The 14,649-nt window shown below is 64.6% G+C and carries 13 protein-coding genes and 1 tRNA gene; all 14 read right to left on the bottom strand.

Going from position 1 to position 14,649, the window contains the following annotated elements; all coding sequences use genetic code 11:
* Positions 1–7: 7 nt before the first annotated feature.
* Positions 8–967 carry a tRNA pseudouridine(55) synthase TruB gene (gene truB / locus D893_RS08005; RefSeq protein WP_110619497.1) on the bottom strand — a complete coding sequence of 320 codons (960 nt, stop codon included), beginning with the start codon at positions 965–967 and terminating at the stop codon, positions 8–10.
* A gap of 11 nt (positions 968–978) precedes the next feature.
* Positions 979–1,431, bottom strand: coding sequence for a 30S ribosome-binding factor RbfA (rbfA, locus tag D893_RS08000; RefSeq protein ID WP_018946345.1), 453 nt, complete (start codon positions 1,429–1,431; stop codon positions 979–981).
* The gene (gene infB, locus D893_RS07995; RefSeq protein ID WP_026288906.1) at positions 1,431–4,262 is read right to left on the bottom strand and encodes a translation initiation factor IF-2; all 2,832 of its coding nucleotides are present in this window, start codon (positions 4,260–4,262) and stop codon (positions 1,431–1,433) included. The genes rbfA and infB overlap by 1 nt, the downstream gene beginning before the upstream one ends.
* Positions 4,263–4,328: 66 nt before the next feature.
* Complete coding sequence (nusA, locus tag D893_RS07990) at positions 4,329–5,822, bottom strand: transcription termination factor NusA (RefSeq protein WP_018946347.1); 1,494 nt, start codon at positions 5,820–5,822, stop codon at positions 4,329–4,331.
* A 48-nt stretch (positions 5,823–5,870) separates the two neighbouring features.
* The gene (gene rimP / locus D893_RS07985; RefSeq protein WP_018946348.1) at positions 5,871–6,341 is read right to left on the bottom strand and encodes a ribosome maturation factor RimP; all 471 of its coding nucleotides are present in this window, start codon (positions 6,339–6,341) and stop codon (positions 5,871–5,873) included.
* A 174-nt stretch (positions 6,342–6,515) separates the two neighbouring features.
* Positions 6,516–6,592, bottom strand: a tRNA-Met gene (locus D893_RS07980).
* A gap of 55 nt (positions 6,593–6,647) precedes the next feature.
* Entirely contained in the window at positions 6,648–6,992 is a 345-nt protein-coding gene (locus tag D893_RS07975; RefSeq protein ID WP_077243679.1) for a DUF2818 family protein, read from the bottom strand.
* Positions 6,993–7,010: 18 nt separating this feature from the next.
* Positions 7,011–8,459 carry an NADH-quinone oxidoreductase subunit NuoN gene (gene nuoN / locus D893_RS07970; RefSeq protein WP_018946349.1) on the bottom strand — a complete coding sequence of 483 codons (1,449 nt, stop codon included), beginning with the start codon at positions 8,457–8,459 and terminating at the stop codon, positions 7,011–7,013.
* A 13-nt stretch (positions 8,460–8,472) separates the two neighbouring features.
* Positions 8,473–9,987, bottom strand: a complete 1,515-nt coding sequence (locus D893_RS07965) for an NADH-quinone oxidoreductase subunit M (RefSeq protein ID WP_018869951.1) — start codon at positions 9,985–9,987, stop codon at positions 8,473–8,475.
* Positions 9,988–10,039: 52 nt separating this feature from the next.
* Positions 10,040–12,034, bottom strand: coding sequence for an NADH-quinone oxidoreductase subunit L (gene nuoL / locus D893_RS07960; protein ID WP_110619496.1), 1,995 nt, complete (start codon positions 12,032–12,034; stop codon positions 10,040–10,042).
* Positions 12,035–12,040: 6 nt separating this feature from the next.
* Positions 12,041–12,346 (bottom strand): NADH-quinone oxidoreductase subunit NuoK, encoded by a 306-nt coding sequence (gene nuoK, locus D893_RS07955; RefSeq protein WP_018869953.1) that lies wholly within the window; start codon positions 12,344–12,346, stop codon positions 12,041–12,043.
* Between the two features lie 73 nt (positions 12,347–12,419).
* Positions 12,420–13,058, bottom strand: a complete 639-nt coding sequence (locus D893_RS07950) for an NADH-quinone oxidoreductase subunit J (RefSeq protein WP_018946351.1) — start codon at positions 13,056–13,058, stop codon at positions 12,420–12,422.
* 14 nt (positions 13,059–13,072) lie between these two features.
* The gene (gene nuoI / locus D893_RS07945; protein ID WP_018946352.1) at positions 13,073–13,561 is read right to left on the bottom strand and encodes an NADH-quinone oxidoreductase subunit NuoI; all 489 of its coding nucleotides are present in this window, start codon (positions 13,559–13,561) and stop codon (positions 13,073–13,075) included.
* Positions 13,562–13,571: 10 nt separating this feature from the next.
* On the bottom strand, positions 13,572–14,636 hold the full coding sequence (nuoH, locus tag D893_RS07940; RefSeq protein WP_018946353.1) for an NADH-quinone oxidoreductase subunit NuoH: 1,065 nt from the start codon (positions 14,634–14,636) through the stop codon (positions 13,572–13,574).
* Positions 14,637–14,649 lie beyond the last annotated feature (13 nt).

The following is a 14,649-nucleotide window of genomic DNA, read 5'->3' as shown; positions in this document are numbered from 1 at the left end:
ACGAGCCTCAGGCCGTGGTGAACAGGCGCCGCGGCCGGACCGCCCCCTTCGCGTCCTGCAAACCCACGCCCAGGAACTCGCCTTCAGGGCCGTGCATGCGCACCAGTATCCCGGCCGGCCCGGCCTCGTCCGGCACCGGCGAGGCCCCCGTGACCTGCCGGTCCACCGTCTCCGCGTCCGCCGTATTCCCGTGACGCAGCGCCGCGGCGCCGGTTGCATTCAGGTGCACCTGCGGCCAGCCCGCCAGGGCTGCCTCGGCCGGCAGAAGACAGGCCTCGATCGCCGCCGGCCCACCGGCCTCGAATCGTTCCTCCAGGGCTTCGCGGGTCCACATCGCCTCGGCATCGAAGACGCCGTGCGCCGTACGCCGCAGCTCTTCCACCGCCGCCCCGCAGCCCAGGGCATTCCCGATGTCGGCCACCAGCGACCGGATATAGGTGCCCTTGCTGCAATACACCTCCAGCCGCAGACGATCATCCGCCAGCCGTTCGATGTTCAGCGAATGGATCCGCACGGGCCGGGGCGGACGGTCCACTTCCACCCCTTCGCGCGCCAGTTCATACAGCCGCCGGCCGTCCTTCTTCAGGGCTGACACCATCGGGGGAACCTGCTCCAGATCGCCGGTGAAGTCGCGTTCCAGCCGCGCAAGATCCTCGTCCGTGATCACGGGGACCGGAGATTCGGCGAGAATCTCTCCGTCCATGTCCGCCGAGTCGGTCTCCACGCCCAGCCGCGCGACGGCGACGTAACGCTTGTCCGCGTCCAGCAGCCAGCCGGACACCTTGGTCGCCTGCCCGAAACACAGAGGAAGAAGCCCGGTCGCCCGTGGATCCAGGGCGCCGGTATGGCCCGCCTTGCGCGCACCGAGGAGGTATTTCACCCGACCCAGCGCCTGGCTCGAACTGAGCCCCTGCGGCTTGTCGAGCAGCAGGATGCCGTCGACGTTACGCCCCTTCCTGCGCGCCACGGGGAGTCGGTTTACCGGTCTTCCGGGACGTCGGGACCACCGGAGCCATCCGGATCCCCGCCGCCTTCCGGATCGGCCTCCCCATCGCTGTCGCCGTGCCGCTCGCGATCCTCCGCCAGCGCCTGACTGATCAGCGAAGACATGCGCGCGCCCCGTTCGGGCGTGTCATCGTAGATGAACCGCAGTTGCGGGATGCTGCGCATGCGAATCCGGCTACCCAGCGCCCGCCGCAGGAAGCCGGCCGCGTTGTTGAGGCCCTGCTGCGCCTCGCGGCCACCCTCCTCGCCACCCAGCCGGGTAAAATACACCCGGGCGTGGGCCAGGTCCTTCGAGACCTCCACCCCCGAGATGGTCACCATGCCGACCCGCGGGTCCTTCACCTCGACACGCACCAGCTCGGCGAGCTCGCGCTGGATCTGCTCGCCGACCCGATCACTACGCTGAAAGTCGCGGGGTCCGGGCATTACAGCGACCGCTGGACCTCGACGCGCTGGAAGACCTCGATCTGGTCTCCGGCCTTCACGTCGTTGTAGTTCTTCACCGCGATGCCGCACTCGGTACCGGCGCGAACCTCGTTCACGTCGTCCTTGAAGCGGCGCAGGCTTTCCAGCTCGCCCTCGTACACCACCACGTTGTCACGCAGCACGCGGATCGGGTTGCCCCGCTTGACCGAACCCTCGACCACCAGGCAGCCGGCCACCTGGCCGAAGCTCGAGGCCTTGAACACCTCGCGCACCTCGGCCAGGCCCACGATTTCCTCGCGGGTCTCCGGCGCCAGCAGCCCGGACAGGGCCTGCTTCACGTCCTCGATGGCCTCGTAGATGACCGAGTAGTAGCGGACGTCGATCCCGTTTTCCTGCGCCACACGCTTGGCGCCGGCGTCGGCACGCACGTTGAACGCGATCACGATCGCATCCGAAGCGGTCGCCAGGTTGATATCCGACTCGGAGATACCGCCGACCCCGGTGGAAATCACCTTGACCCGGACCTCCTCGTTGGACAGCTTGACCAGCGATTCGCGCAGCGCCTCGGCGGATCCCTGCACGTCGGCCTTGATCAGGATGTTGACCGTGCCGACGTCGCCTTCCTGCATCTGGTTGAAGATGTTTTCCAGCTTGGCCGCCTGCTGCGCCGCCAGCTTGCGCTCGCGCTGCTTGGTGTCGCGGTACTCGGCCACTTCGCGGGCAGTCTTTTCGTCCGCGACCACCAGCATCTCGTCGCCGGCCTCCGGCACCCCGGAGAGCCCCAGGATCTCCACCGGCATCGACGGACCGACTTCCTTTACCGCCGTGCCGGTGTCGTCGAACATCGCCCGCACACGGCCGTATTCCTTGCCGGTCAGCACGATGTCGCCATGTTTCAGGCTGCCGGACTGCACCAGCACCGTGGCCACCGGGCCACGGCCCTTGTCCAGCCGCGACTCGATCACCACGCCGCGCGCCGGCCCCTCGTCCGGGGCCATCAGCTCCATCAGCTCCGCCTGCAGACCCAGGCCTTCCAGCAGCTCGTCGATGCCTTCCCCGGAATGCGCCGAGACCCGGATGAACTGGGTGTCGCCACCCCATTCCTCGGGGATTACCTCGTGCTGGGCGAGATCGTTGATCACCCGGTCGGCATCCGCCTCCGGCTTGTCGATCTTGTTGACCGCGACCACGATCGGTACGCCGGCGGCCTTCGCATGGTTGATGGCTTCGAGCGTCTGCGGCATCACGCCGTCATCCGCCGCAACCACCAGGATCACGATGTCCGTGGACTGGGCACCCCGGGCACGCATCGCGGTGAACGCCGCATGTCCCGGCGTATCGAGGAACGTCACCCCGTCATGCCCGTTCTCGACGTGATAGGCCCCGATGTGCTGGGTGATCCCGCCGGCTTCTCCGGAGGCCACGCGCGTCTTGCGGATATGGTCCAGCAGCGACGTCTTGCCATGGTCCACGTGGCCCATCACGGTCACCACCGGCGGACGGGCCTTGGGCTCGGCGGTCTGCTCCTGGGCAACCTCGATCTGATCCTCGATGGTCTCTTCCCTTGCGGGCACCGCGGTGTGGCCCATTTCCTCGACCACCAGCATCGCCGTTTCCTGATCGATGGACTGGTTGATGGTGGCCATCACGCCCATGCCCATCAGGGTCTTGATCAGCTGCGGTGCCTTGATCGCCATCGCCTGCGCCAGATCGGCCACCGTGATGGTCTCCGGCACTTCCACCTCGCGCACCACCGGTGCGGTCGGCTTGGCGAAGCCGTGCTTGCCGGCCACGGCCTGGGCCGCCTGCGACTGCCCGGCGCCCTTGCCCTTGTCACCCTTCTTGCGCCGACCACGACGGTCGCCGGCGACATGCAGTTCCTTGCGGTCGTCCTTGCGGCCACCCTTGCGGCCCTTGCCGGACTTGGCGGGTTCCGCCGGTGCCGCGGCGGGAGCCGGTGCCTGGCGCTGCTGCGCGGCCTCGCGTTCCAGGCGCGCCTGTTCTTCCTTCTCGCGCTTCGCCTCCTGCTTCTCCTGCTCTTCCTGCTTGCGCTTCTGGCGCTCCTCGCGTTCGACCTCTTCCTGCTTGCGCGCTTCCACAGCCTTGCGCTGAGCTTCCCGCTCGGCTTCCAGCTGCATGGCCAGCTGCTGCGTGCGGCTCAGCGGCTTCTTCGGGGCGGCCGGCGCTTCTTCCGCGGCTGCGGCCGGCTCCTCGGCCGCCTCTTCCGCCTCGGGTGACTCCGGTGCCTCGGCTGCGGCCGCCTCCGCCGCTTCGGGCTCTTCCTCGACGTCCGCCGGTTCCTCCGCCGCGGCCTCGTCGGCCGCCGGTTCAGGTTCCGGTTCCGGCGTCTCGGCCACCACCGGCTCATCCGCCGGTGCTTCCGCCTCCGACGCCTCGCCGGCTGCGGCCTCCTCGACTTCCGGGGTCACCGGCGATTCTGCATCGGGACGGGTCTCTTCCGGTGCCGCAGCGGCTTCGGATTCCACATTCTCGGCCGCCTCCGGGCGATCCTCCGGCGCCGGTGTTGCATCCGCCGGCTTGCGCTTGAGGGTGCGCTTCTTGCGCACCTCCACGTTAACCGTCTTGGTCTTGCCCTGGCCCGAGCTGACCTTCAGCGTCTGCGCCTGGGAACGCCGCCGCAGAGTCACGCGGTCACTCGCCCCGCCGGAGGAACCCTGGCGCAGATGGTCCAGCAGCTGGCGCTTCTCGGCATCGGTGATGGGCGCCTCGGGCCCGGCCACCTCGACGCCCGCCTCCTTGAGCTGCTCCAGGAGACGATCGACGGGCTTGCCCACCGATTCCGCGAATTGCTGCACTGTCATTTGCGCCATGGCGCTACCTCCATTCCAGATTCTGTTCCGGCGTGCCGCTGCCCGACCACCGCCGCTGCGTCGCGATCATTCCCCGGTTTCGAACCAGGGGGCGCGCGCGGTCATGATCAATTCGGACGCCTCCTGCTCGGAGATGCCCAGCATTTCCACCACGTCGTCCGCGGCCTGCTCGGCGAGGTCCTCCATGGTGCACACCCCGCTGGCTGCCAGCCGATTCGCCAGCGCCACGGTCATGCCATCCATGTTCAGCAGATCCTCGGCCGGCTCGCCACCCCCGCCGTCCTGTGCCGCGATCGCCCGCGTCAGGAGCGCGTCGCTGGCCCGGTTGCGAAGTTCCGCGACCACGTCCTCATCGAATTCCTCGATCGACAGCAGTTCCGCCTCGTCCACATAGGCCACCTCGTCCAGGGTGCTGAAGCCTTCCTGCACCAGGATCCCGGCCACCTCCTCGTCGACGTCCAGCGCCTCCATGAAGTAGGTCACCAGCTGCCGGGCCTCGGCCTCGCTCTTCTCCTCGGCCTGCTCCTCGGTCATCACGTTCAGCTCCCAGCCGGTCAGCTGCGAGGCCAGACGGATGTTCTGCCCCCCGCGACCGATCGCCAGCGAAAGCTTGTCCTCGGCCACCGCGATGTCCATCGACTGCTTCTCTTCGTCGACCACGATCGAGAGGACTTCCGCCGGCGACATCGCATTGATCACGAACTGGGCCGGATTCTCGTCCCATACGATGATATCGATGCGTTCGCCCGCGAGCTCGTTGGAGACCGACTGCACACGCGAACCGCGCATGCCCACGCAGGCCCCCACCGGATCCAGCCGCGGGTCATTCGAGCGCACCGCGATCTTCGCCCGCATGCCCGGATCGCGGGCCGCCCCGAGGATGTCGATGATCTCCTGTCCCACCTCCGGGACCTCGAGTTTGAACAGCTCGATGAGGAACTCCGGCGCGGTGCGGCTGAGGATCAGTTGCGGTCCGCGAGCGTCCGGCCGGATCTCCTTGAGATAGCCGCGCAGGCGATCATTGGTGCGTACCGTCTCGCGCGGAATCATGTGCTCGCGCGGGACCAGGGCCTCGGCGTTGTTGCCCAGGTCCACGTAGGTCCCGTTGCGGTCGGTACGCTTGACGATCCCCATCACCAGCGAACCGACCCGGTCCTCGTACTCCTCGACGACCTTCTGCCGCTCGGCATCACGCACCTTCTGCACGATCACCTGCTTGGCGGTCTGCGCGGCGATACGCCCGAAGTCCACGGCCTCGACCGGTTCCTCGATCACCTCTCCGATCTGAATCTCCGGGTATTTCTGCTGCGCGTAGGACAGCAGCATCTGATAGTCGGGAGACTCGAACTCGGGATCCTCGTCGTCCACCACCGTCCAGCGGCGATAGGCCTCGTAATCGCCGCTTTCGCGGTCGATGCTCACGCGCACATCCATGCGCCCACCGTGATACTTGCGCGTGGCCATCGCCAGGGCCGATTCCAGGGCCTCGAAGATAACGCCCTTCTCGACGCCCTTCTCGTTGGAAACGGCGTCGACGACCAGCAGGATCTCCTTGTTCATGTCATGCCTCTTCGCAGCCTCGACAGTCGCCTGTCGACATCAGGTTGTTCATGATTGCGTCCCCGGGTCTTCTTCCAGCACGCGCGCATTGTGAATCGCGGCCAGCGGCAACTCGTAGGCCGTGCCATCGACCGCCACCTCGATCATGGTGTCGTCCGCGGACAACAGCTGCCCACGGTAGTTCCGCCGCCCGTGCTCCGGCCAGGTCAGACGCACCTTGACCGCACGTCCGACGTACTCGCGGAACTGATCGGGAGTAAACAGGGGACGTTCGATGCCCGGACTGGACACCTCGAGCGTGTAGTCCGCGCGGATCGGCTCTTCCACATCGAGGACCGCGCTCACCTGCTCGCTGACGCGTGCACAGTCATCCACGGTCACGCCGGTCGAACGATCGATATAGATGCGCAGCATCTGCGGCTTCGAACCCGCATGGTGTTCGATACCCCAGAGTTCACAACCCTGGCCTTCGACCACGGGTCCCAGTAGCGCCTTCAGTTGTTCAACCTGCTCGGACAAATGTCTGTCGACCTCGATTCCACTGCACCGGTGCACGGAGTCCGGAAACAAAAAAAGGGCGTTGAACGCCCCTTTACACCTTCCGTCATGGAAACAGGCTGCAGCTCGAAGCCTGTCGGCGCGCGGGAGCGCGGCCCCAAGAAAAAGGCCCCGCGAAGGGGCCCTTTCGAAAACTGGTAGCGGGGGCAGGATTTGAACCTGCGACCTTCGGGTTATGAGCCCGACGAGCTGCCAGACTGCTCCACCCCGCATCCGAGAAAACGTACTTTACCAAGCCGCGGGCCGGCTTGCAAGCCCCGATCGGAATCAGCGAGAACGGCGCGCCCGCTGACGCAAATGCGGGCGAAGATCATGCCGCCAGATGAACCCGGGGATCGCGAACACCGCAAACATCGACAGCCCGATCACGTAGAACTCCCAGCCCTGTGCATGAACACTGCCCGTCGCCTGATGTTCGAGACCCTTGCCGATCAGCCCCACCAGCAGGAACAGCACCAGCCATTCGAAGACCCGGGTCCAGCCTCCCTTGGTCCCGGTCGCCGGGAGGAACATCAGCGCGATGCGATCGGTCAGCCACGGCAGGTTGGCGGCCACGAAGGCAAACGCCACAAACCCCCAGACCAGGACTTCAAACGGGACCAGTTGATTCAAGACATCCTCCGGGGCGGATCAGCCAGCAATGGCGTAGTGGGTAACGGACAGCAGAAGGCCCGGAAAAATTCCCAGCAACAGCACTGCCAGGCCATTGATGCTCAGCGCCGTGGCCAGCGCACCCGAAGGCTGCACCGGCTCGCTGGCCTCCTCCTTCGGCTCGTCGAAGAACATGATCTTCACCACCCGCAGGTAGTAGAACGCACCGATGATGCTGAAGATCACCGCGACCACACCCAGCCAGACCAGGCCCGCACCCACGGCCGCCTGAATCACGGCCAGCTTGGCGTAGAAACCGACGGTCGGCGGGACCCCGGCCATGGAGAACAGCAGCAGGAGCATGATGAAGGCGAACCACGGGTTGCGTTTCGCCAGCCCGGCGAAGTCGTCCAGGCGATCGGCCTCGTAACCCCGGCGCGACAGGAACACGATCATGCCGAACCCGCCGGCCGCAGTGAGGGCATACACGATCACGTAGAACATCGCCGAGGCGTAGCCCGAATCGGTCCCCGCGAGGATCCCCATGAACAGGAACCCGACATGCGCGATGGTCGAATACGCGAACATGCGCTTGATGCTGGTCTGCGCGATCGCAATCACGTTGCCCACCGCCAGCGACAGCACGGTCAGGATGATGAGCATGCCCTGCCAGTCGGCATGCATCGGTCCCATGCCCTCGACCAGCAGCCGCATCAGGAACGCGAAGGCCGCGATCTTCGGCGCGGTCGCGATGAACAGCGTCACCGCCGTCGGCGCCCCGTCATAGACGTCGGGCACCCACATGTGGAACGGCACCGCCCCCAGCTTGAACGCGATCGCCACCACCAGGAACACCAGACCGAACACCAGCGGGACGTTCAGGGCCTCGTCGGCCGTCGTCAGTTCGGAGGCGATCACCGCGATATCCAGCGAGCCGGTCATGCCGTAGATCATGGACATGCCGTACAGCAGCAGTCCGGACGCCAGCGCCCCCAGCACGAAGTACTTCATCGCGGCTTCGCTGGCCCGGGTGTTGTCGCGCCAGAACGCCACCAGCGCATACGAGGACAACGACAGCAGTTCCAGGCCCAGGTACAGGGTCAGCAGATTGTGCCCCGAGATCATGATCATCATCCCCAGGACCGCGAACAGCCCGAGGATGTAGAACTCCCCCTTGTGGATGTCGCGCGCCATCAGATACGGCCGCGAGTAGAGGAAGACGAAGAAGCTCGTGACGTACACCGCCAGCTTCAGCACGTCGCTCATCGGGTCCTTGATGAAGCTGTCGCTGAAGGTCAGCACCACTTCCGGACCGGCCAGCCACAGCGTCAGCACCGCGGCTCCCGCGAGCGTCGCCTGCACCAGGCCGTAGGTGATGTCGCGGCGCGAATCCGGCAGGAACGCATCCAGTATCAGGATGAAGCACGCCATCCCGAGGACGAACATCTCGGGAACGGCGGGCAGAAAGGCAGGAATCTCGAAATTCATGTCAGGCGTCCGTTCAGAGCTTCGAGTGCGCGATATGCGCCACGAGGTTGTCGATGGTCGCGTTCATCACTTCCAGCAGCGGTGCCGGCCACACGCCCAGCAGCAGCGTGAAAAACGCCAGCAGCCCCATCAGGAAGAATTCGCGCCGGTTCATATCGGACAGGCCGGCCACGTTCTCGTTGGCCACGGTGCCAAAGATCACGCGCTTGACCAGCCACAGGGTGTACCCCGCCGCCAGGATCAGCGTGGTCGCGGCGAGGAAGGCAATCCAGAAATCAGCCTTGAAGGCAGCCAGGATCACCATGAATTCACCCACGAAGCCCGAGGTGCCCGGCAGACCGGTATTGGCCATCGCGAACAGCACAAAGAACGCGGCGAACCACGGCATGGTGTTGACGACGCCGCCATAATCCGCGATCTGCCGACTGTGCAGCCGGTCGTAAAGCACGCCCACCGCGAGGAACATCGCCGCAGAGATGAAGCCGTGCGAGATCATCTGCACCATGCCGCCTGCGATACCCAGCGACGCGCCCTGCCAGTCGCCGGTATTCGAGTAGATGTAGAACGCCAGGAAGAAGCCCAGAGTCACGAAGCCCATGTGGGCGATCGACGAGTACGCGATCAGCTTCTTCATGTCGCTCTGGATCAGCGCCACCACCCCGATGTACACCACCGCGATCAGCGACAGCACGATCATCAGCGTGTCCAGCACCGCGGACGCATCCGGCGTGATCGGCAGCGAGAAACGCAGGAAGCCGTAGCCGCCGATCTTCAGCATGATCGCCGCCAGGATCACCGACCCCCCCGTCGGCGCCTCGACGTGCGCGTCCGGCAGCCAGGTATGCACCGGGAACATCGGGATCTTGACCGCAAACGCCAGGAAGAACGCGAGGAAGATCAGTATCTGCGCGGTCATCCCGATCTGCAGGGCATGGAAGTCCTGGATCAGGAAGCTGCCGGACTGGATGTACATCCAGATCAGTGCGACCAGCATGAACACCGACCCGAGGAAGGTGTAGAGGAAGAACTTGATCGTTGCGTACACGCGGCGCGGCCCGCCCCAGATCCCGATGACAAGGAACATGGGGATCAGCATCGCCTCGAAGAACACATAGAACAGCACCGCGTCCATCGCCGCGAACATGCCGATCATCAGTCCTTCCATGACCAGCATCGCGGCGAGGTAGTAGGCGATGCGATCCTTCACCGACTCCCATGCGGCGATGACCACGACCACCGTGATCAGCGTGGTCAGGAGGATCAGGGGCATGGAGATGCCGTCGACCCCGAGGTGATAGTTCACGTTGAACGCAGGGATCCAGGAGGCCACCTCCTGGAACTGCATCTCCGCGGTGCCGCGCTCGAACATGAACCACAGCGGCAGGCTTGCCACGAAAGTGGCCACGGCCACGCTGAGGCCCAGGCGCCGGGCCACCACCGGCGCGTCGCGCCCGGCGGCAAGCGTCAGGAAGCCACCGAGGATCGGCAGCCAGATCAACAGACTCAGAATGGGCCAGTCAGCAAACATGGTCGTTCCTTGAAACAGCGGTGGGCTTCGCAGCGGTCATCGTCGAAACCCCTCAGATCACGAAGGCGAACATCAGGACCAGCAGGCCGATGATCATCACGAATGCATAGTGATAGAGGAAGCCGGACTGCACATGGCGCACCCGGGCCGACACCCAGCCCACCGAACGCGCGGCGCCGTTGACCAGCCAGCCGTCAATGATCATCGCGTCGCCATAGCGCCACAGCCAGCGCCCGAGGCGCCGCGTGCCACCGGCGAAGAACCAGTCGTTGAAGCGGTCAAACCCGTACTTGTCCTCGAGGATGCGCACACCCGGCCGCAGACGGTCGGCGATCACCGCCGGCAGATCGGGCCGTTTGATGTAGAGGTACCAGGCGGTCACCAGCCCGGCCATCGCGAACCAGAACGCCGGCGCCACGAGCCCGTGCAGCACGAACCCGAACACCCCGGTGTAGCTCTCGCCCTTCTGCGCCAGTACGTCCTTCGCCTCGCTGACGAAGATCGAATCGGCAAAGAAGTCGCCAAACAGCATCGGGCCGATGAAGTACCCGGCCACCACCGACGGGATCGCCAGCAGGATCAGCGGCAGCGTAACCACCCACGGGGTCTCGTGCGGATGCGGGGTACCGTGATGATGGTGATCTTCACCGTCCCCGTGATCCGGCATGTAGTGATGTGCCTGGTCGTAGCGTTCCTCCCCGTGGAACACCATGAAGAACATGCGGAAGGTGTACAGCGCGGTTACGAACACGCCCAGCAGCACCATCCAGTAAGCAAAGGTCGCCCCCGGAATCTCGGAGTACCCGACTGCTTCGATGATCGCGTCCTTGGAAAAGAACCCGGAGAAGAACGGGAACCCGATCAGCGCCAGCGACCCGATCAGCGCGGTCACGTAGGTGATCGGCATGTGCCGGCGCAGCCCGCCCATGGCGCGCATGTCCTGCAGATGGTGCATCGCAATGATCACCGAGCCGGCGGCCAGGAACAGAAGCGCCTTGAAGAACGCGTGGGTCATCAGGTGGAACACACCCGCCGCATACGCCGAGGCCCCCAGGGCGACGGTCATGTATCCGAGCTGCGACAGCGTCGAATACGCGACCACGCGCTTGATGTCGTTCTGCACCAGACCGATCAGACCCATGAAGAAGGCCGTGATCGCCCCGATCACCAGGATGAACGACAGAGCCGGCACGGAGAACTCGTACAGCGGCGACATGCGCGCCACCATGAAGATGCCCGCGGTCACCATGGTCGCCGCGTGGATCAGCGCCGAGATCGGGGTCGGGCCTTCCATGGAGTCCGGCAGCCACACGTGCAGCGGCACCTGGGCGGATTTACCCATCGCACCAATGAACAGGAAGATCAGCGCCAGATCCAGCAGACCGAAGGTCCAGCCCGGCCAGATGGTGATGGTCGCCTCGCTCATCGCCTGCCCTTCGGCGAACACCTCGGTGTAGTTGAGGCTGCCGGTGTAGAACACCAGCGCGGCGATCCCGATCAGGAATCCGAAGTCCCCGACGCGGTTGACGATGAACGCCTTCATGTTGGCGTAAATGGCCGTGGGGCGTTTGTACCAGAAGCCGATCAGCAGGTAGGAGACCAGCCCCACGGCCTCCCAGCCGAAGAACAGCTGCATGAAGTTGTTCGCCATCACCAGCATCAGCATGGAGAAGGTGAACAGCGAAATGTACGCGAAGAACCGCTGGTAGCCGGGATCGTCCTGCATATAGCCGATGGTGTAGATGTGCACCATCAGCGACACGAAGGTCACCACCAGCATCATCATGGCGGTCAGGTTGTCGACCAGGAAACCGACCTCGAACCGGATCCCGTCAGAAACCATCCAGGTGTACACCGATTCGTTGTACACCCCGACTCCGCCGAACACGTGCTGATAGAACACCACCACGGACAGCAGGAAGGAGATGGCCACCCCGGCGATCGTCACGCTGTGCGCGCCCACCCGGCCGATCTGACGCCCGAACAGACCGGCGACGATCGCGCCCGCCAGCGGCGCCAGGACAAGAAGGAGATAGATCGTATCCATGGCCCGTTATCCTTTCATTTCGTCCAGATCCTGGACGTTGATCGTCCCGCGATTACGGAACAGCAACACCAGGATGGCCAGCCCGATCGCGGCTTCCGCCGCGGCAACGGTGAGGATGAAGAACACGAAGACCTGCCCGGCCAGATCCTGCAGGAAGAACGAGAACGCAATGAAGTTGATGTTCACCGCCAGCAGCATCAGTTCGATGCACATCAACAGCACGATCACGTTCTTTCGGTTCAGGAAGATCCCGGCCACGCTGATCGAAAACAACAGCGCGGCCAGCACCAGGTAGTGCTCTAGCGTAATCATTGTCTGGCCCTGAATTCCGTTGGGGGACGGTCATCCGCCCCGCGGTGGCTCGGCACCGGCGCTCCCGCCGGCGTCACTCTTGGTTCGGGTCGTCGTCGCGTTCGGCCCCGCGGGCCCGGCGCGCCTTGTCCTCCGACTTCATCGACACCATGCGCACGCGCCCCTCGCGCGAGACCTCGATCTGGCGCGCCGGGTCGATCCGCTTGTTGTCCGGCCGCCGGCGCATGGTCAGGGAGATCGCCGCGATGATCGCCACCAGCAGGATCACGGCGGCAATCTCGAACGGGTACACGTATTCGGTGTACAGAACCGCCCCCAGCGCCTCGGTGTTGGCGTACTCGGGGCCTGCCCGTTCCGGTGCATCCATGGTGATGTAACGCGTGATCACCAGCACCAGCACGGTCGCCATCGCGGCAGCGACCACCAGGCCAACCGGGAGGTATTCACTGAAGCCCTCCCGCAGCCGGGCGATGTTGATGTCCAGCATCATCACCACGAACAGGAACAGCACCATGACTGCGCCGACATAGACCAGCACGAGTACAAGTCCGAGGAACTCGGCCTCCGCCATCAACCACAGCGCCGCAGCGGAGACAAAGCACACCACCAGAAACAGCGCGGCATGCACCGGATTGCGCACGCTGATCATCGCCAGCGCGGCACCCAGCAGGATGGCGCCAAAAAGATAGAACAGAAAGAGCTCGAAGGTCATCGTTGCGTCCCTGATTACCGGTACGGGGCGTCGATCGCACGGGCCTCGGCGATCTCCTTCTCGAAGCGATCACCGATCGCCAGGAGTTTGTCCTTGGTCATGATCTGCTCGCCCCGATTCTCGAAGTGGTATTCGAAGATGTGCGTCTCGACGATGGAATCCACCGGGCAGGCCTCTTCGCAGAACCCGCAGAAGATGCACTTGAACAGGTCGATGTCATACCGCGACGTCCGCCGCGTACCGTCCTCGCGCTCTTCCGAATGAATCGTGATCGCCAGCGCCGGGCACACCGCTTCGCACAGCTTGCAGGCGATGCAGCGCTCCTCGCCGTTGGGATAACGGCGCAGCGCGTGCAACCCGCGGAAACGCGGCGACATCGGGGTCTTCTCGTCCGGATACTGCACGGTGAACTTGCGGCGGAACAGGTACCGGCCGGTCAGCCGCAAGCCCAGCAGCAGTTCGAAGAACAGGAAGCTCTTGAAGAAATGACGCACGGATTTCATGGCGAACTCCTTACGCGAACCACGGGCCGACGTCGAACGCGACGAACACGCCCAGCACGAACAGCCATACGATGGTGACCGGGATCAGCACCTTCCAGCCCAGCCGCATGATCTGGTCATAGCGATAGCGCGGGAAGGTGGCACGTAGCCACAGGAAGATGAACAGGAACAGCGCGGTCTTGATCAGAAACCAGTGCAGACCGTCGCCCAACAGGGTTCCGATCAGCGGCCAGTCGAACATCGCCGCCGGGAGGATGCCCTGGAACGGCGACAGCCATCCCCCCAGGAACAGCACGGCGGTCAACGCGGATACCAGGATCATGTTCGCGTATTCGGCGAGGAAGAACACCGCGAACGCCATCCCGGAATATTCCACGTGGAAGCCGGCCACGATCTCGGATTCCCCTTCGGCCACGTCGAACGGGGCGCGGTTGGTTTCGGCAACCCCGGAGATGAAGAATACGAAGAACAACGGCAGCAGCGGCAGCAGGAACCAGTGGTAGACGCTGCCCGACTGGGCCTGGACGATGTCGCCGACGTTCATGGAACCCGCGGCCATCAGTACGCCCACCAGTGCGAAGCCCATCGCGATCTCGTACGAAACCAGCTGCGCCGCCGATCGCAGCGAGCCCATCAGGGCGTATTTCGAGTTGGATGCCCATCCCGCAATGATGATCCCGTAGGCGCCCAGCGACGTCAGCGCCAGGAGATAGAGAAGACCGGCATTCACGTCCGCCAGCGCACCGCCCTCGAAGAACGGAATCACGGCCCAGGCCGCCAGCGCGGGTGCGATCGTCAGCACCGGTGCGCTGAAGAACAGGAACCGGTTGGCATTCGACGGGACGATCACCTCCTTCATGAGGAGCTTCAGCGCGTCCGCGATCGGCTGCAGCCATCCGCGCGGTCCCACGCGATTGGGCCCGACGCGCACCTGGATATAGCCGATGATCTTGCGCTCGGCGAAGGTCAGATAGGCGACACCCAGCATCAACGGGATGATGATCAGCTGGATGCCGATCAGGATCTGCATCACCGTTGGCAGCGAATGGAACAGGTTGAGAATCCAGTCGAACATGGTTCAGTCCCTT

This window comes from Thioalkalivibrio sp. ALE21, from assembly GCF_003208255.1.
GTDB classification, from domain to species: Bacteria; Pseudomonadota; Gammaproteobacteria; order Ectothiorhodospirales; family Ectothiorhodospiraceae; genus Thioalkalivibrio; species Thioalkalivibrio halophilus.
The sequence above is the reverse complement of the archived record's forward strand: the minus strand, read 5'-3'. Positions and strand labels throughout refer to the sequence as shown.